Here is an 18,107-nt window from a genome sequence, read left to right as displayed (position 1 = left end):
GTTGTACCTACTTGCTAAGCTGCCTGTTCAGGAAGTCCCTGCCGAATACTGTCAGTGTGTAGTAAAAGCCTATCAGGAAGGGAATGTACTCTGCAATGAGCCGCCAGCACACAGCGATGATGCCCACGGTGCCCGCAGGTACGCTGCTGCTGAAAAGCAACACGAAACCGCCCTCGGCAATGCCGGAGCCCCCCGGAGTAGGCATGAAATACAGCAGCATATTGAGGAAAATCATGCGGCCCATGACCGTGTACCAGTCAGCATCGAAGACGCCAAGTCCCAACAACAAGCAGGGAACAATAGCGTAGATGCAGAGCAGATTCAGCCCGGACTCCAGGAAAACCAGGAGCATGCTGCGGGGAGATTCTGCCAGCAGGCCAATGGCGCATTTGGTGTCCCGGTAAAAGGCAAATATCTTGCGCCGCCGCTGATTCTTCACATTCCTGGTGGCCCAGATGATGAAGCCGTCCAGATTGCCCATTCTGGCTCCAAGCACCATGGCTACTATTACCGCAAAGGCCGTCAGGGTTATGGCCATGAGCCAGTCATTGGAAATCCCCGGCACAATCCCCTCATCGTGGAGCAGGATAAAGGGCATGCAAAGCGCCAGAAAGAAGATAGACAGCAAGGTCCTCACAATAACCAGCACCGCTGCCTTCCCCGTGGGCACTCCCGCATGGCGCAAGAACATGAGCTGGGCCACCGCCCCGCCTGTGGCCCCGGGGGTCAGAAGCGCCAGGAAATAGTTGCCAAAGACTACCTGCACAGCCTGGTAAAGGGTTATTTTCTCATGGGAGATCTTCACCAGATGCATCAGCCTGCTGCCATCAAAGAACATGCCCAAAGCCACGGCACCTACTGCCAAAGCAATGGACCAGGACTGAAATTGATCCAGGTTCTTCAGTGTATTTATATCTATGGTGGTGTAAATGACCACACCGGAAATTACCAAAACCAGCAAAATGAGGGCGAAGAGCCGGCGGTAAAATTTATTCATGCAAAATCTCCATCCTGCCTGTATCAGTCAAGAAATTCCTCATGGCTGGCATAGGCACTGTGATTATGTATGGATTCGTAGTTCTCACATTCCAGGGAAAACCAGGACAGTCCCGGGATCTCCCGCAGGGACAGCACCGTATCCCGCAGGATATCCTCCACAAACTTGGGATTCTCATAGGCCTTTTCCGTGACGGCCTTCTCATCCTCCCGCTTAAGCAGGGGGTAGATGGGAGATGACCCCTGCTGCTCCACCAGTTCTGCCAAATCCTCGATGAAAATGCATTCCGTGTCCTGCCGGAACTCCACCTGCACCCGTGCCACAGAACGCTGGTTATGAGCGCCATAGGCGGAGATTTCCTTGCTGCAAGGGCAGAGGGAAGTAAAGGGCACCTCTACTCCCAGGCGGAACTGCATGGGCTTGCCTCTTTCCTTGCGTCCCGTGAAACTGCAGTCCAAATCCAGCACAGAGTGCTTCTGGCTCACTGGCGCGAACTTATCCACAAAATACTTGAAGGAAAGCTCTACTTCCGCTGATTGGGCTTCCAGATGTTCCAAAGCCTCTGAAAGCATGACCTCCATCTCTGCCTCTGCCAGGGGCTTCTGGCTCCAGGGCATGAGAATTTCCAGGAAGCGGCTCATGTGAGTGCCCTTGTACTCCATGGGCAGGGAAACAGTGAAACGGATGCGGGCCAATACCTGCTGATAGCCCCCCTCTTTGGTCTTGATGAGGAAGGGCAAGTGGGCTTCCTTGATGCCCACCTTTTGAATGGCTATGCCCCGGGAATCCTGCCTGTTCTGTACGTCCTGCATCAGAGGGACCTCGTTTCATACTCAATGGGATCTTCCACGCCCGCTTCGGCAAAGCCCCGCAGGCGCAGCTTGCAACTGTCGCAGACGCCGCAGGCTTTCTCCCCGCCATTGTAGCAGCTGTGAGTGAACTGCAGGGGTGCCCCCAGCTTTGAGCCCAGCTTCACAATATCGCTCTTGGAGAGATCCTGCAGGGGAGTCTCAATCTTTATTTTCTTGCCCTCCACTGCTGTAGCTGTGGTAGCGTAGTCAGAAAGAGCCTGGAACTTTTGAATGAATTCAGGACGGCAGTCGGGGTAGCCAGAGTAGTCCACGGAGTTCACGCCGATATAAACGTGACTGGCCCCTACCACTTCAGCATAACCCATAGCGTAAGAAAGGAAAATCAGGTTGCGGGCAGGCACATAGGTAGGAGGTACATCCTTGCGCTCCACATCTCCTTCCGGAACCTCAATCTTTTCATCCGTAAGGGCAGAGCCGCCGATAGCTTCCATGTTGGTTTCAATGATAAGATGCTTCTTGACTCCATAGAAGGAGGCAATCTTCTTGGCTCCCTCCAGCTCCACGCTGTGGCGCTGATGGTAATTGAAGCTGATAGGATAAAGCTCATAGCCTGCCTCTTTGGCCACCGCCATGCAGGTGCAGCTGTCCAGCCCTCCGGAAAGGAGGATTACTGCCTTTTCTTTTGTCATTGCTCTCTTCCCCCTTAGCCGCGGATATCCTTGATGGCCTGGGCAGCATCAGGAGCGCAATAGATGGCAGAACCTGCCACCAGTATGTTGGCGCCAGCTTCCCTCACCAGTTCGCTGGTTTCGGCATTGATGCCGCCATCTACTTCGATATCGCACTCAAAGCCCATATCCTGAATGGTATGACGCAGCATGTGGATTTTCTCCAGCATGCCCTCAATGAACTTCTGACCGCCAAAACCGGGATTCACGGTCATGATCAGCACCATGTCCACATAGGGCAGCAACTCTTCGATAAGGGCCAGCGAAGTACCAGGATTCACAGCGATGCCCGCCTTGCAGCCAGCAGCTTTGATTTGCTGGATAATGCGATGAGCATGAGGTGCAACCTCCACATGGAAGGTGATGATATCAGCACCGGCCTCAGCAAAGGCCTGAATCTGGTTCTCCGGGTGCTCCACCATGAGATGAACGTCAAAGACGGGAGCTTCTTTGCCCGGCTGCTTGATGGCCTTGGCAAGGCTCTTCACCACTGGAGAACCCAGGGTGATATTGGGGACGAACTGACCGTCCATGACGTCAATGTGAATGTATTCGGCACCTGCTGCCGCTGCCTTTTCGACCTCGGCGGCCAGGTTGGCAAAATCTGCCGACAGAATGGAGGGTGCAATCTTGATCATATCTGTTCTCCTTCTAGTTCTAACTAAATTATCTGTAAAGCTTCTTCTGGGAAAGCTTCTGTGCTTCCTGTATTTCCGTACGAATAGCCAGGTAGGCTTCATAGCGCTCCCGGGCAATGGCTCCCCCTTCAGCTGCCTCCTTCACGGTGCAGCCTGGCTCATGGCTGTGACTGCAGGGAGAAAAACGGCACTTGCCCAATAGCGGCGCAAAATCAGGGAAATAACGGGGCAGTTCCTCAATCTCCAGCCCGGAAAGGTCCATGGCACTGAAGCCAGGGGTGTCCACTATGTAGCCGCCCCCGTTGTAAGGCAGGAGTTCCGCAACTCTGGTGGTATGTTTGCCCCGCTTGATCTTCTCGCTGATGCTGCCCGTTTGCAAGGCCAGACCGGAATCTATGGCGTTCAGCAGGGAGGATTTACCCACCCCTGAGGGACCTGCAAAGACGGTGGTCTCACCGCTGAGCTTTTCCCTCAAAGCCTCCAGCCCCCTGCCCTCCCGGGCAGATACCAGCAACACCTCATAGCCAATCTCGCGGTAAGCCTGCAGAAAAGCCCCCTCATCACCTTCGTACAAGTCCATCTTGTTGACGCAGATGACGATTTTTTCCACCCCGGACCACTCTGCCAGTACCAGGAACCTGTTGAGGAGCAAGGGGTGCAGATCAGGCTGGGCTGCCGCGAAGGTCAGCACCACCTGAGTGAGGTTAGCTACTGCGGGGCGCTTCAAAAGCTGCGCCCTGGGCAGCACTTCCTCAATGACCCCTGTGCCATCAGGCAGGGTATCCAGGCTCACCCAATCCCCGGGCACCACGCCCAGCTCCCGCCGGGACTTTTTGAACTTGCCCCGGAGCTTGCAGGTGACAAGCCCCAGGTCAGTCTGCACGTAAAAGAAACTGTTATAGGCTTTGATAACACGGCCTTGCAGCATAAAGTTTTCCTCTCACAATATTTACCAGTACTTGTTATTATACCACATCAGCGCCATTGCTCAAATCCGTCACTGACGCTTGCCTGTCTCCCCCTGTTTGGAGGGGGCGGTGGTGTCACTGTCGGACTTGCTGGTTTTCTTATCGCTGCCCTTGTCCTCGGAAGTTTCCTTCCTGGCAGCAGCTTCTTCCGCCACCACCAAAGTCACTGTAGAGCCGGCCTCCACTTCACTGTCGGCAGAAGGCGACTGGCTGATGACCGTACCGGGAGCCTGGGAGCTGGCCTGCTTCTCCACATGGACAGAAAGGCCCTTACCCTTCAAAGTGCCCTCAGCAGCAGACAGTGTACCGCCCTTCACGTTGGGCACGGTGACCTTCTTCACCTTCTTGCCCTTGCTGATGGTGATATCTACAGTCTGGCCCTTGCTGATTTTCGTGCCAGAGCGCGGCTCCTGGCCGATGACTGTGCCTTCCTCCTCATCGGAGAATTTCTCATAGACACTGCCCAGCTTCAGGCCCATCTTCTTCAGCTTGATTTCCGCATCCGACCGGTCAAGCCCCATGAGGTCCGGCATTTCCAGTTCCTCACCGCCCCGGCTCACGTTGATGGTCACCACGCGTTCTTCCTTGACCTTGGTGCCGGCTTCAGGTGTCTGGGAAACCACCGTGCCAGCCGGAACCGCAGCATCATAGACCTCTGCCACATTCACCCTGAGCTTCTGGTCCTCCAGAATCTGCCGGGCCAGAGCCATGGGCTTGCCCTTCACATCCGGCACTGTCACCTCAGCTGTGCTCCAGAACTTGCCAAAGCTCATGAAAGCTCCTGCAAAGAAGCCTACCATCAGGACCATGACAAGACCTGCGATGAATTTCTTGGACTTGAAGATGGAGCCTTCCTCCTCGGAACCCTCCTCGTACTCTTCCTCCTGCTGCACTCGCTCTGCCTCAGCCTGGCTCACACGGGGCAGGACCTGAGTAGCATACGGATCAGGAACCGTCATGGCTCCTCCTGCAGAGACCATGTGCTCTGCCTGACGCAGCTCCTCCACCAGCTCAGCACTGCTGGGACGGGCCTCGGGTGCCTTGTTCATGGTGCGGCTGACAATGGCCTCCACCACGGGAGGCAGGCTGGGGTCAAGCTCCCTCACGGGACGGGGCGCATCCTGCAAGTGCTGCACCGCAATGCTCACAGGTGTTTCACCAGTGAAGGGCAGCGCACCAGTAAGCATTTCATAGAGCACCACTCCCAGAGCATACACGTCTGACTTGGGAGTGATCATGGTACCCTTGGCCTGCTCCGGGGAAAAGTAATGAACAGAACCCACGATATTCCCCGTATAGGTCATGGTGGACTCGGTGACAGCCCTGGCAATGCCGAAATCCGCCACCTTGGCACTGCCGTCCGGCATCATGAGGATATTGTGAGGCTTGATATCACAGTGCACCAGATTATTGGCATGGGCGTGAGCCAGAGCCCTGGCAATATCCTCAGCTACCCGCAGGGCCTGAGCCACAGGCAGATGGCCCTGCTGTTTGATAAGGTCCTTCAGAGTGCTGCCAGGCACATATTCCATGACAATATAATGGTCATTCCCCTCCACGCCCACGTCGAAGATATTGACAATATTGGCGTGGGACAGGCGGGCTGCCGCCTGAGCTTCCCGATGGAACTTATTGATGAATTCACTGTCGCTCTTGAACTGATCATGGAGTATCTTCACTGCCACGGGACGATCCAGCAGCTTGTCCCGGGCCCGGTAGACATCTGCCATGCCGCCCCCTCCTATGAGCTCCTGGAGCTCATAGCGCTGGTGTAATATCCGCTGTACCATATACTTTCCTCCTATATCCAGCCCCGAAAAGACCTGTTCTGCAATCTTTATCTCATCTGTTCATGCTTTCTATTATGCGCCGGGCGATGGGGGCTGCTGCCCTGCCGCCGCTGCCGCCGTTTTCCACAATGATGGCAAAGGCAATCTTCCTGCCAGGAAGCTCAGCCGAGCCGATGAACCAGGCATGGTCTGCCCCGCTGGCATTTTCCGCCGTGCCGGTCTTGCCCGTCACGCGAAGGCCTCTTACAGCAGCCCCCGTGCCAGTGCCATGCTGCACCACCTGCTCCATATAGCTATCTATTTTGGCTGCCAGAGCCGCATCAAGGCAAGTGCGCCATTTCTCCGGCCTGGTGTTCTCCAGTGCAACCCCCTTGGGACTGATGACCTTCTGCACCAGATATGGCTTCATGGCTGTGCCGCCATTGGCAAGGGCCGAAGCCATAAGAGCCATGTGCATGGGAGTGACCAAAAGGCTGGCCTGTCCTATGGCAGTCTGGGCCAGATCCCCCTGGCCCAAAGTGTCAAACCTGGGCAAATGGGAACCTGTCATGAGGACTTCTCCCCCTATTTCCTGGGGGAAACCGAAGTCTTCAAAGTACCTGCCCAGTTTCCTGCCTCCCAGGCGCAGTCCCAAAGCGCCAAAGGCCACATTGCAGGACTCAGCCAGAGCTTCTTCAAGGTTCACCTGGCCGTGGACCTCCCCCTGATATTCCCCGATGAAGGAACCATCGTCAAGTTCCAGACGTCCCGTACAGGCAAAGACCTCCCGCTCATCCGTGACGCCTTCTCCCAGAGCCGCAGCCGCAGTCAGGGGCTTGATGGTGGAACCAGGGGGATAGAGGCCCTGTACCACTCTGTTCAGCAGGGGGCTTTCTTCTGCCCCTTTCAGGCTTTGCCATTCGGCCTCCACCACATTAGGGTCATAAGCCGGCGTGCTGACCATGGCCAGGATCGCTCCTGTCTTTGCATCCAGCACCACAGCCGCTCCCCGGCTGCCGGCAAGCGCTTCATAAGCTGCCTCCTGGGCCCGGGAATCAATGGTGGTTTCAAGGTCATTGCCCTGGTCAGCCTGCAAAAGCTGGGAAACAGGTCCCAGGCTGGAAAAATCCCTGGACATGCCCATGAGCTCCATATTGCGGTGGGCTTCCAGCCCCGCGCCGCCAATATTCTCGCCATTATAGCCCGTGACAGCAGCTGCAGCCTCCCCCCAGGGGTAGGTGCGCCCGCCATCAGGCCGGGTCTCTGCCAGCACCTTGCCGTCAGAGGTCAGGATCCTGCCCCGCGCAATCTCCCTCTGCAGGGCGGCGGTGCGCTGATTAAGGGGATTTTCCACCGTTTCCTCTGCCTTGAAAACAGATATATAGACAATATGCAGAGCCAATATACCGCAGAAAATGAGCAGCAGTGACATGGCCCGCAGCATATTGCGTTTCATCTTCCAGTCAGCCATGGGCCCGCCTCCCTTCCTGCCGGCTCCGGGAAAGGGCCAGGAGAATGCCCAGCTCCATGAAGCCGGACACCAGGGAACTGCCGCCGTAGCTCACAAAGGGCAGGGTAATACCCGTCAGAGGCAGGAACTTGGTAACACCGGCAATGATGACAAAGGCCTGAAGCAGGAGCAGCATACTGCAGCCTGCAGCCAGCAATAGTTCCTTTTCGCCTTCGCACTGCAGGGCCAGACTGATGCCCCTGAAAGAGAGCAGTACATAGCAGAAAAGCACCGCCAGGGACCCTATCAGCCCCCATTCCTCTCCTATGGCCGCGTAGATGAAATCCGTATGCACCTCCGGGATAAAGCCAGGATGCCCAAAGCCAAAGCCTGTGCCCCAGACACCACCTGTCCCAAAGGAAAAGAGGGACTGCACCACCTGATAGGCCATGCCGTTAGGGTCCTGCCAGGGGTCAAGCCAGATATCAAAGCGCACCCGCACATGGCCAAAAGCCAGGTAGCTGACCCCCGCCGCCAGGCTGATAAACATCAGCGCCAGAAAGACATACGTCTTGCTGCCGGTGGCCATGTAGGTCATGAGCACCGCCATGCCAAAAAACAGCAGGGCCGAGCCCAAATCCCGCTCCACCACGAACATCAGCACTGCCGCCCCCCAAATGCACACCAGGGGCGCGATGAAGCGCAGCGGCGGCAGGCATAGCGGTCCCAGCCTCATGCTGGGCAGGGAAAGCATATTGCGATGGTCAGAAAGATAAGCCGCCAAGAAGAACAAGATCAGGATTTTCCCAAACTCCGAAGGCTGCACTGAAAAAGGCCCCAGTACCAGCCAGTTGCGGCTGCCGCCAATCTCCGTGCCAAAGAGCATGGGCAGCCCCAGCACCACCACGCAGGTGAGCCCCAAAAGATAGGGATAGGAAAGCATTTCCCTGCTGCGCTTCCAAAAGCGCAGCACCAGCATCAGCACCACCTGGGCCACGCAGAGCCAGCGCAGCTGCGGCACCAGGAGTTCCGGCTTCAGCCGGGCTATTTCCACCAGCCCCACGCTGGCAAGGGCCAGCACTATAGGAAGCAGGATAAAGTCATATTTTTTCTTCCACAGGAGGAACTGCAGGATAAAGGCCTCAGCCAGGCAGGCAAGCAGGTATGGCCAGACCGCAGGCTCCAGAGCCTTGCTCACCGTCCCTGCTGCATAGCTTTTCAGGTACAGCACACCAAGCCCTGCCAGCAAGATGCCCAAAGGCATGAGCAGGAAGCCTCCAGCCCTGCCAAAGCCGAAGGAATGTTCCTCCTGAATAGAACTTCTTTCCATCAGCTATGCACCACCACAATCACCGTCACGTTATCTGAGCCACCGGCTGCCAGAGCTTCCTGCACCAGCTCCCGGGCAGGGTCTTCAATCTCCCCGGACCGGGCTTTGGCCTCTTCCAGTGCTGTGGCAATATCCCTGTCCTCCACCATATTCATCAGGCCGTCAGTGGCCAGCAGCAGCACATCTTCCGGCTGCAGGACAAAGGAACCGGTATCAACTGCCAGGTCTTTTTCCACACCAACAGCCCGCAAAAGCATATTCTTCTGCGGGTGGTTCCTGGCCTCCTCTTCCGTAAGGCTGCCCTGGCTCACCAGGCTTTCCACATAAGAATGGTCCTGGGTCACCTGCCCGAGGCTACCCTCACGGTAAAGATAAAGCCGGCTGTCCCCCACATGAGCCCAGAGGGCGCGGCCCTCATGGATCTTCAGCACTGTAACAGTAGTGCCCATGCCTTTTTTCCCGGGGTTTGTCTCAGCCTCCCAGAGTATGCGTTCGTTGGCGTGCATCACAGCCCGACGGAGATCCTCCTCCCCAAAGCTGTCCAAAGCTGACAGATCATCCCGAAGCACTTCTGTCATCAGAGAGCTTGCCACCTCTCCTGCTGCCTGGCCTCCCATGCCGTCAGCCACAGCATAGAGCTGCCTTTCCGGAAGGGACAGGCAGCTGTCCTCATTATGGGCGCGTACGCAGCCAACGTCGCTGGCCCAATAAGCTCGTGTCATGGGTTCACCTCTCAAATCTCATGGTTACCAAACCAATCCTGATGGTATCTCCCGGCTTGATATACGCCTTGCCCGTCAGGAGCTGGTCATTCACATAAGTGTGGTTGCGGCTGCCTAAGTCTTCGATGACATACTGGCTGCCACGCCGGAAGAGCACGGCATGATGATGGGACACAAAACTTTCGGGAATGACCACATCATTATCCTCACCCCGTCCCACCGTAATCTGCTCGCTGAAGGCAAAGCGGCGCTTCACCATGCCTTCTTCACCGGCTTCGCTGCCCAGCACAGCCAGCACCGCTTCATCATGCTTGAGTTCCGGCTGTCTCTCCTCCGCCAGCATTTTCTTCATGTCCAGGAAAATCCATCTGGAAATCCTGCCTACGAACATCAGCAGCCAAAAGAGCATGCCGTACTCCAAAAGCACCCGCAGGCCCTTCAGGAGCATTGCTGTATCTGGCAAATCAAATCACCTCGTATTTCAGCAGGGTTGAGCCTATCCTCACCCTGTCCCCGTTGCTAAGCTGACAACTTTTGATGGACTTGTCATTGACAAAGGTGCCATTGGTACTGCGTGCATCATAGAGCACGTGACGATGGCGCTCGTAAGCCACCCAGGCATGAAGCCGGGAAGCATTGCCATCCGTCAGGATAAACTCATTCTTATCCTGGCGCCCAATGTAAATCTTTTCCTCGCCAAACTCCAGGTACGCCTCCTGATCAGGCCCCTCTATTACAGACAGGGAAGCCAGCTTATGCTGCCGTGGCAAAGGCGCAGCTTTCTCCAGCAGCGCAGGGCTCTTGAGCACAATGGTGCTCTCCTGCACCCCGCTTTCACCTTCCTGCTCCAGCTTCAAATCAAAAAGCCCCCGCTGAAGCTCAGGCGAGGACAGGAACCGCAGCACCAGTTCCCCTTCCATGAAAGCTTCTGCCCTGATGATTTCCTTCTCTATCTCGGCATAAAGCTCCGACTGCACCCGCTTAGCGCAAAGCCTGCTGTAGTCGTCAGGGCTCAGGGTGAACACTGCCACATTGGGCACACCGCCATCCTCGCTGTCAGAAGAAGCCTGCCTGATTTCCTTCTTCACTCCGTTAGCCAGCTCCACCAGCTCCAAATCACTGGCAAACCGCTTATTGAAAAAACCTTCGATATGGCTTCCCAAAAAGGATTCTATTTTCTCCAGTCCCATACCAAAGCCCCCTTTCCAGGATTCTTTTTATTATAACGCAATTGTTCAGGTTTTGCCACAGGCGAAATATCCTAATTGGCATTATGACAAATCCGGATGACTTTCCATAACAAAATAGTCCCCGTTTTTGCCACAGGCAAACGGGGACTATTGCATTCACTTGTTTATGATGATCAATATACTGGCTCGCTCTCCAGCACATCAAGGCCGGCTTCTATCAGCTCTTTCCTCACCCAGTCAAAGTGATCATTGAGTTCTTTGTAGAACTGGCCGCGGAAGTTTTCATCACCCAGAATGGTACCAGGCCTGTACTCAACGCTGGCATCGTTGTCATCAAAATCCTCTATCTCAAAGAAATTCTCATGGATGCGCTTCAGCCATTCGTTGTAGCGCTCCTCAGCATCTTCAGACTGGATGCTCTCAAAGCAGTCAAGCAGAAGCTCCTTCTGCCTGTCCGTAAGGCCCGTCACCGGCTCACAGCTTACAGACTGGATTATGCGATATGTCTTGTCCGAAGCCTCCAGGAACTCTTCCCAGTTCTTGGTGCCATCCTTGCTCCGCCACCAAAGACGCTTGGCATCAAAGCCCGCGGCAGCCTCGCCCACGGTACCTGCCACCTTGCTCAGAGTCTCATTGCCCTCTACCATCTCTCCTACTGCCTTGCCCAGCTTATCCTTCTGGGCATTGACGGTGTCGGCCAGGTTCCCCAGGGTTTCATTGCCCTGCACGAAGTCACCGATGGCTTTGCTCAGATTGGAAGCCTGTGCAGACACAGTGCTGGCGATGTTCTTCAGGGTCTCATTGCCCTCTACGAAATCACCCACAGCCTTGCCCATGCGGGCACCTTCCTTCATCAGCAGCTGACGCTGACCAGTGTTGATGGAATCCTTGAGGCCGGAGAAGCCCTGATAAGCCCAGGTATCAGCATAAGCATGAAGGCCAATGCCAATCCTGAAGCCAAAATCTGAGTTATCCAAAGTAGTCTCCAGGATACGGTCAGCCAGCTTCTGAGCCAGTACGCTGTTCTTCCTGCAGGTCAGCTTCTCCTCATCGGTTTCACCCTCCAGCCCCGGCAGGAAGTGGAAGGGCATCCAGATTTCCTTGTTGCCTTTGCCAGTCACATTGCCCACCACATTCTGGCTGGAGTAACGGACAGTGATGCCGCGAGCCAGCTCTTCATCTTCGCTGGCATCAGAAAGGGGATTCTCGTCAAAATTGTCATCCACCAGCTGGCAGCTGGTAGCGATGATCTGGGCATTGGCACTGCCAAACTTTCCCCAGCGCGAGAGCACATACATGGTACCATAGTGATAATCTAAATCCATACTAACCCTCCTAGATGTGAAACACAAATATCAGACTTCTCTGGAGGACTAGTTCGACGTGAAAGGATATTCTCCTGCCTGAATAGCCAACAATCATTTATCCTGCAAATGCTTGTTCCGCAGCTGCCCACAGGCAGCCTGGATATCCGTGCCCATTTCCTTCCGCACCGTCACATTGATATGCCTAGCCTTGAGATAATTCTCAAAAGCCTCAATACGGGCCTGGCTGGGACGCAGGAGATTGCGCTCCTTGACAGGATTGATGGGTATGAGATTCACACTGGCCAGCTGTCCCTTGAGCAGCCCTGCCAGTTCTTCCGCTTCTTTCTCATTATCGTTGAGCTGGTCGATGAGGATATACTCATAAGTGACCCTGCGCTTGGTGACCTCAGCATAATTCGCCGCTGCCGTCACAGCTTCTTTCATGGAATACTTGCGGTTGATAGGCATGATTTGGGAGCGCAGCTCCTCATTGGGGGCATGCAGGGAAAGGGACAGGGATATGGGCAGCCCCTCCTCTGCCAAGCGGTACATCTGAGGCACAATACCTGAGGTGGACAGAGTAAAATTGCGATAGCCCAGCCCCAGCACATAGTCCTCATGCAGCAGGCGGATAAAGCCCAGCACATTGTCGTAATTCATCAAAGGCTCCCCGGAACCCATGATGACCACCGTATCCACCTTGCCCCCGTCTTCTTTTTTGAGCATATCATTGATATACACAGCCTGTCCTGCAATCTCCCCTACCGTCAGGTTCCTGGCCATGCCGTGGAGAGTGGACGCGCAAAAGGCGCACCCCATATTGCAGCCGGCCTGAGTGGACACGCAAATGCTGTTGCCATAGGGCTGGCGCATGAGCACCGTCTCCACCGCAGTGCCATCGGCAAATTCCAGCAGGAACTTGCTGGTGCGGCCATCAGCGGAGTCCAGCCTTGTTTTCAGCCGGGGGCGGCCAATGATGAGGCTGGCTGCCAGCTCCGCCCTTGCCCCCTTGGGCAGGTTGGTCATATCTTCAAAGGAAGCAGCCCCCCGCACATAGAGCCACTCTGCCACCTGTTTTGCCCTGAACTTCGGCAGCCTGAATTCGGCCAAAACCTGCTGAAGCTCTTCCAGTCTCATGCCAAAAATATCTTTCAAAACCATATCCCTTTCGTTCAAAGTCGTTTTATGCGAGCAATGAAAAAGCCATCCGTTCCGTCCTGCTGAGGATAAAGCTGCACCATTTCATCCTCACTATGGCTGCCAGGGCAGGGCAGGAAACTGCCAGTCTTTTCCAGTTTGAATTCCTTGTTCTCAGACAGGAAGGCCTCAACCACTGCCTGGTTTTCGGCCCTTTCAATGGTGCAGGTGCTATAGACCAACACACCACCTGGCTTTACTGCCTGAGCAGCACTTTTGAGGATTTCAAGCTGCAGGGAAGGCAGCTCTTTCAGCTCCTCCTGTTTCTTATGCCAGCGGGCATCGGGCTTGCGGCGCAGGACACCCAAGCCAGAACAGGGAGCATCTACCAGTACCCGGTCAGCCTGTCCAGGGAACTTGTCTCCTGCCTCGCGGGCATCAAGCAGCATAGTTTCAATGATACCGATGCCAAGGCGCTCAGCATTCTCCTCTATGCGGGCAAGCTTGTGCTCGTAGATGTCTCCCGCCACAATGCGGCCCTTGTTCCCCATCAGGGCCGCCATATGCGTGGTCTTGCCCCCGGGAGCGCTGCAGCAGTCCAGGATAAACTCTCCGGGTTTTGGTGCCACCACATGGGCCACCAGCATGGAGCTTTCGTCCTGCACCTGTGCCCTGCCCTCCTGCAAGGGAGCCAGCGCATCAAGTGCACCATGAGACTTCACCGTCACGCCTTCCGGTGTCCAGTCAGAGATCTCAGCTTCCGCACCGCATGCAGTCAGTTCCTTCAACAGGTCCTCACGGTTCCCCTTCAGGGTGTTGGTCCGCAGGCAGAGCTTTGCACTTTCGTTGTCAAAGTTGCAGAGCCTCTCAGCCTCCTCGAAGCCAAAAGCCTTCACCCAATGCTTCACCAGCCAGAGGGGATGCTGGCTCTTCAAAGCCAGTTCTTCCGTAGCATGGCCCTTGCCCTGTGGGAAAGCAGCCTTCTCCGGCTCCCGCACTGCCGTGCGCAACACCGCATTGACAAAACCTGCCACCCCTTTATGACCGTATTTCTTGGCCAAATCCACAGAGGTGTTGCAGGCCGCCGAAGGCGGCACCTTGTCCAGGTAGAATATCTGGTAGAGCCCCAGCCGCAGAATTTCCCTGATAACCGGAGGGATCTTGCTGATAGGGCGATTGATATACCGCCGCAGGATCCAGTCAAGGGTATCCCCTGCCTTTACTGCCCCATAAACCAGTTCCGTCACAAAACGGCGGTCCTGGTCTGTAAGCTCAGTCCGCCGCAAAGCCTGGGCCAGTGCCACATTGGCATAGGCCCCCTTCTCATGCACTTCCTGCAAGACCTTCATGGCCGTCTCGCGAGCCTTGTCCATTGCTTTTCTCCATTCTTAAAACTCAGTAACACAATACCATATATAATAGCGTATCTATCTTGAAATTTCCAGAAAAAGAACCGGGCTGACCAGCTTTTTCAACATTTTTCAATGGATAGTCTCCTTCAAAGCCCGCTGGAAAAGCCGCACCTGCTGGCTGAAAAGCCAGCTGCCAATATCCTGACCAGTTATTCCTTCGGGAGCCTCCTTGCCGGAAACCATGCCCATGGCCTTGATAAGCTGCTCTGCCTCCTCAAGATAGACAGGCAGGCCGCCGTGATCAGCCCTGATGACTGCCTGGAACTCTGGCACAGTCAGCCCCGACCTGGCAAGACTCAGCAGGAGTTTCGCCATCTTTCCCTGCTTCTCGATCCGTGGGGCTCGCATGTGCTCCCTGATGACAAAGGAAGCGGCCTTCAGCCACTCTCTGGGCAAAGTCATACGGCGGTTCCAGTCCTCCAGCACCTCCAGCCCCCGCTGTTCGTGTCCATAGTGATGTGGCAGCATTTCCGCAGGAGTCCTGCCCTTGCCAAGATCATGGGCCAGGCCTGCAAATCTGGCAATAAGGCTTTTTGTGTCCCCTGCCACCTTGTCCACTATCAACATGGTGTGTTCAAAGGCATCCCCTTCGGGGTGGAAAGCCTCTGGCTGAGTCTTGCCTATGAGTGCGGCTATTTCCGGGAAAACTGTCTCGAGAAGTCCCGCCCTCTGCAAAGCTCTGAAAAAAACAGACGGTTTTGATGACGCCAAAGCCTTTTTCATTTCCTCCAGCAGGCGCTCCTGCGGTTCTCCTGCCAGCTCCTTGCCGCAGTCAGCCATATAGCCATAGGTCTCCTCAGTGATGTCAAAGCCCAGCTCTGCCGCCTGGCGGGCCGCCCGCAAAGCCCGCACGGGGTCATCCCGGAAGTGGTGAGACACGGCCCGTATGCGGCCTGCCCCGATATCTGCCCTGCCGTCATAAGGGTCAATTATTGCCCCATCCCTAAGGCGCAGGGCAATGCTGTTCATAGTGCTGTCCCGACGGTAGAGATCTTCCTCCAGGGTTACCTCCGGGCCAAATTCCACCGCAAAGCCCCGGTAACCCTGCCCCTGCTTCTTTTCCCTGCGGGCAAAGGCCACTTCGCATTTCTCCCCGCCTATTTCCAGCAAATAGACAGGAAATGACCTGCCCACCTTCGAAGCTTCTGGAAAGAGATTCGCAAAATCCTCCTCCCGGCAGCCGCATAACATATAATCCCTGTCTTTGGGCTCTGCCCCCCGCAGGTAATCCCGCACCCAGCCGCCTACGATATAGGCTTCGGCACCAATGGATTTTATTTTTGCCGCAAATTCAGCTTCTGTCATTTGGCGTTCCCTCACTTATGCCTTCCCCTCAAAGGGAAGGCTAAAAGGGCTCTGCTTTCGCAGAGCCCCTTAAATTTTCACTTAATGATTTATGATATGTGCACCACGGGTGTCCAGAGCCAGTATCTTGGCCTCGGCATTCACTCCGTGTTCCTTGAAGGCAGCGCACATGGCCTCCCCCACCTTTTCTGCCGAGCGCAGGCGCTCCGGCACATAGGCTATGAGGCAGGGACCTGCTCCGCTGAGATTGGCACCGATGGCGCCTGCTTCCCTGGCGGCACGGAATACTTCATACATGCCGGGAATCAAGGCAGCGCGGTAGGGCTGATGCAGAGCATCATCGAAGGCGTTCTTGAGGAAGCGCTCATTGCCCCGCACCAGAGCCGCAGCCAGCATGGCGGCGCGGCTGATGTTGTAGACCGCCTCCTGCCTGGTGATCTTTTCCGGCAGCACCTCCCTGGCTTTCCGCGTAGAAAGCGGAAAATCCGGCACTGCCACCACCAATTCCAGACGCAGCTTGGGCATCAGGGAGAAGCACTCCACATGGCCCTCTGTTACCGTATTGATGGTAAAGCCACCATAAATGGCCGGAGCCACGTTGTCCGGATGGCCTTCTATCTCATTGGCAAATTGCAGCAGCTCGTGGCGGTTGTAGCGGTTTCCGATAATCACATTGGCAGCTTTTAGTCCCGCTACTATGGCGGTAGCGCTGCTACCCAAACCACGTGACAATGGCACACGATTCAGCATGTGGAGGCGGGCTCCCTTGAACTCCGTCACCCCTGCCTTGTCCAGCAGGAGCTGCACAGACTGCCAGCAGATATTCCTCTCATCACAGGGAATATTCTCTGCCCCCTCCCCGGACATCCTGATTTCCAGCCCAGGTTCCGTGGTGAGGGTCAATTCCAAATCATTGTATATATCACAAGCCAAACCAAGGGAATCAAAGCCTGGTCCGCAGTTCGCACTTGTACCGGGCACTCTTACCCGTATCGTGCGCTCTCCCATGGCATTACCCCCGATCGTTTTCTACTCTGATAACATTCCTTATCTCATCTACCACCGGCAGTCCTTCAAAGACCCGCAGGGCCTCCTGCACGCAGGCATGCTCCACCGGATGAGTGACAGCCACGATTTCCGCATGGTCCTTGACATTGAGGGGCGTCTGGATAACGGACTTCAGGCTCACCTTTGCGTTGCCAAAAGCTGTGGCAATAGAGCCAAGCACGCCAGGCTTGTCATCCACCAGCAGGCGCACGTAATAGGAGGAAACCGTCTTCTCCAGCGGGCAGAATTTCTTCTGGCTGTAGCAGGTGCAAAGATTCCTGCTGGAATCATCGGACTTGATGCTGCGTGCAGCTTCAATGATATCTGCCGTCACCGCTGAAGCTGTGGGCAGTGAGCCTGCCCCCTGCCCGTAAAACATGGCCTCCCCAATGGCATTGCCCCGCACGAAGATGGCGTTGAACACGCCGTTCACAGAGGCCAGGGGATGTGATTTGGGCAGGAACACGGGATGTACCCTCACATCCACGCCGTCCTCTTCTGAATCCTTGCCCACTGCCAGCAGCTTGATGACATAGCCCAGACCTTTGGCATAGGAAATATCCTCTGCCGTAATCTTGGTGATGCCCTCCACGGACACATTATCCAGCTGCACCCGGGTGTTGAAAGCCAGGGAAGCCAGGATGGCGGCCTTGCGGGCAGCATCCAGGCCGTCTACATCAGCGGAAGGGTTGGCCTCGGCATAGCCCTTTTCCTGAGCTTCCTTCAGCACGCTGTCATAGTCGCAGCCATCCTCGCTCATCTTGGTGAGCATATAGTTGGTGGTGCCGTTGACAATGCCCATGACCTCAGTGATGTGGTTAGCCGTGAGGCTCTGCTTCATGGCAGCGATGATGGGAATGCCGCCCCCCACGCTGGCCTCAAAGAGGAAGTTCACCTTGTGCTTCTCTGCCGCCTCGAACATATCCTTGCCAAACTGGGCCACCACATCCTTGTTGGCAGTGACCACATGCTTGCCTGCCTCCAGGGCGCGGAGCATGTATTCTCTGGAAGGATGCAGCCCTCCCATAAGCTCCACCACAATCTCAATCTCGGGATCGTTCAGTATATCCTCAGCATTGTCAGTCAGCTCCACACTGGCGGGAAAATCCGGACGTTTCTTGCTCTTGTCACGAACCAGGACTTTCTTCAAGACAAGGGGCACCCCTGTGCGCTGCTCTATCTCATGGGCGTTCATGCCCAATACCTTGATGACCCCGGAGCCCACCGTGCCTGCTCCCAAAAGGCCAATTTTTATCTCCTGCCCCATTTCGCACCTGCCTTCCTTATCAACAGTG

The 18,107-nt window shown here is 55.6% G+C and carries 17 protein-coding genes; all 17 read right to left on the bottom strand.

Translation table 11 applies throughout. The features are described 5' to 3' along the window. Positions 1-7: 7 nt before the first annotated feature. The 17 genes from P159_RS0109535 to P159_RS0109455 all read right to left on the bottom strand — a co-directional run bounded on the left by P159_RS0109535 (position 8) and on the right by P159_RS0109455 (position 18,079). Positions 8-997, bottom strand: coding sequence for a lysylphosphatidylglycerol synthase transmembrane domain-containing protein (locus P159_RS0109535; protein ID WP_029543572.1), 990 nt, complete (start codon positions 995-997; stop codon positions 8-10). A gap of 23 nt (positions 998-1,020) precedes the next feature. Further along, positions 1,021-1,809, bottom strand: a complete 789-nt coding sequence (gene folE2 / locus P159_RS0109530) for a GTP cyclohydrolase FolE2 (RefSeq protein WP_029543570.1) — start codon at positions 1,807-1,809, stop codon at positions 1,021-1,023. Then, on the bottom strand, positions 1,809-2,498 hold the full coding sequence (gene queC, locus P159_RS0109525) for a 7-cyano-7-deazaguanine synthase QueC (RefSeq protein ID WP_029543568.1): 690 nt from the start codon (positions 2,496-2,498) through the stop codon (positions 1,809-1,811). Before queC ends, folE2 begins: the two co-directional genes overlap by 1 nt. Positions 2,499-2,512: 14 nt before the next feature. Next, a complete protein-coding gene (gene rpe, locus P159_RS0109520; RefSeq protein WP_029543566.1) occupies positions 2,513-3,175 on the bottom strand; it encodes a ribulose-phosphate 3-epimerase in 663 nt (220 codons plus the stop codon). A gap of 28 nt (positions 3,176-3,203) precedes the next feature. After that, positions 3,204-4,103 carry a ribosome small subunit-dependent GTPase A gene (rsgA, locus tag P159_RS0109515; RefSeq protein ID WP_029543564.1) on the bottom strand — a complete coding sequence of 300 codons (900 nt, stop codon included), beginning with the start codon at positions 4,101-4,103 and terminating at the stop codon, positions 3,204-3,206. 69 nt (positions 4,104-4,172) lie between these two features. Then, positions 4,173-5,933 carry a Stk1 family PASTA domain-containing Ser/Thr kinase gene (pknB, locus tag P159_RS0109510; protein ID WP_037377043.1) on the bottom strand — a complete coding sequence of 587 codons (1,761 nt, stop codon included), beginning with the start codon at positions 5,931-5,933 and terminating at the stop codon, positions 4,173-4,175. Positions 5,934-5,985: 52 nt separating this feature from the next. Continuing rightward, a complete protein-coding gene (locus P159_RS0109505) occupies positions 5,986-7,383 on the bottom strand; it encodes a penicillin-binding transpeptidase domain-containing protein (RefSeq protein ID WP_029543560.1) in 1,398 nt (465 codons plus the stop codon). Then, positions 7,376-8,626, bottom strand: coding sequence for an FtsW/RodA/SpoVE family cell cycle protein (locus tag P159_RS0109500; RefSeq protein ID WP_029543558.1), 1,251 nt, complete (start codon positions 8,624-8,626; stop codon positions 7,376-7,378). Before P159_RS0109500 ends, P159_RS0109505 begins: the two co-directional genes overlap by 8 nt. 65 nt (positions 8,627-8,691) lie before the next feature. After that, complete coding sequence (locus tag P159_RS0109495) at positions 8,692-9,414, bottom strand: Stp1/IreP family PP2C-type Ser/Thr phosphatase (RefSeq protein ID WP_029543556.1); 723 nt, start codon at positions 9,412-9,414, stop codon at positions 8,692-8,694. A gap of 4 nt (positions 9,415-9,418) precedes the next feature. Next, positions 9,419-9,877, bottom strand: coding sequence for an FHA domain-containing protein (locus P159_RS0109490; protein WP_029543554.1), 459 nt, complete (start codon positions 9,875-9,877; stop codon positions 9,419-9,421). A gap of 1 nt (position 9,878) precedes the next feature. Next, the gene (locus P159_RS0109485; RefSeq protein ID WP_029543552.1) at positions 9,879-10,604 is read right to left on the bottom strand and encodes an FhaA domain-containing protein; all 726 of its coding nucleotides are present in this window, start codon (positions 10,602-10,604) and stop codon (positions 9,879-9,881) included. Between the two features lie 173 nt (positions 10,605-10,777). Continuing rightward, positions 10,778-11,929 carry a DUF6765 family protein gene (locus P159_RS19445; RefSeq protein WP_029543550.1) on the bottom strand — a complete coding sequence of 384 codons (1,152 nt, stop codon included), beginning with the start codon at positions 11,927-11,929 and terminating at the stop codon, positions 10,778-10,780. A 93-nt stretch (positions 11,930-12,022) separates the two neighbouring features. Continuing rightward, on the bottom strand, positions 12,023-13,066 hold the full coding sequence (rlmN, locus tag P159_RS0109475) for a 23S rRNA (adenine(2503)-C(2))-methyltransferase RlmN (RefSeq protein ID WP_029543548.1): 1,044 nt from the start codon (positions 13,064-13,066) through the stop codon (positions 12,023-12,025). A gap of 17 nt (positions 13,067-13,083) precedes the next feature. Beyond that, positions 13,084-14,421, bottom strand: coding sequence for a 16S rRNA (cytosine(967)-C(5))-methyltransferase RsmB (gene rsmB / locus P159_RS0109470; RefSeq protein ID WP_029543546.1), 1,338 nt, complete (start codon positions 14,419-14,421; stop codon positions 13,084-13,086). 108 nt (positions 14,422-14,529) lie between these two features. Continuing rightward, positions 14,530-15,765 carry an HD domain-containing protein gene (locus P159_RS0109465; protein WP_029543544.1) on the bottom strand — a complete coding sequence of 412 codons (1,236 nt, stop codon included), beginning with the start codon at positions 15,763-15,765 and terminating at the stop codon, positions 14,530-14,532. A gap of 81 nt (positions 15,766-15,846) precedes the next feature. After that, positions 15,847-16,773 (bottom strand): homoserine kinase, encoded by a 927-nt coding sequence (thrB, locus tag P159_RS0109460; protein ID WP_029543542.1) that lies wholly within the window; start codon positions 16,771-16,773, stop codon positions 15,847-15,849. A gap of 4 nt (positions 16,774-16,777) precedes the next feature. After that, on the bottom strand, positions 16,778-18,079 hold the full coding sequence (locus P159_RS0109455; protein ID WP_029543541.1) for a homoserine dehydrogenase: 1,302 nt from the start codon (positions 18,077-18,079) through the stop codon (positions 16,778-16,780). Between the last annotated feature and the right edge of the window lie 28 nt (positions 18,080-18,107).

Origin of the sequence: Selenomonas sp. AB3002 (genome assembly GCF_000702545.1) — a bacterium.
GTDB classification, from domain to species: domain Bacteria; phylum Bacillota; class Negativicutes; order Selenomonadales; family Selenomonadaceae; genus Selenomonas_B; species Selenomonas_B ruminantium_A.
The sequence above is the reverse complement of the archived record's forward strand: the minus strand, read 5'-3'. Positions and strand labels throughout refer to the sequence as shown.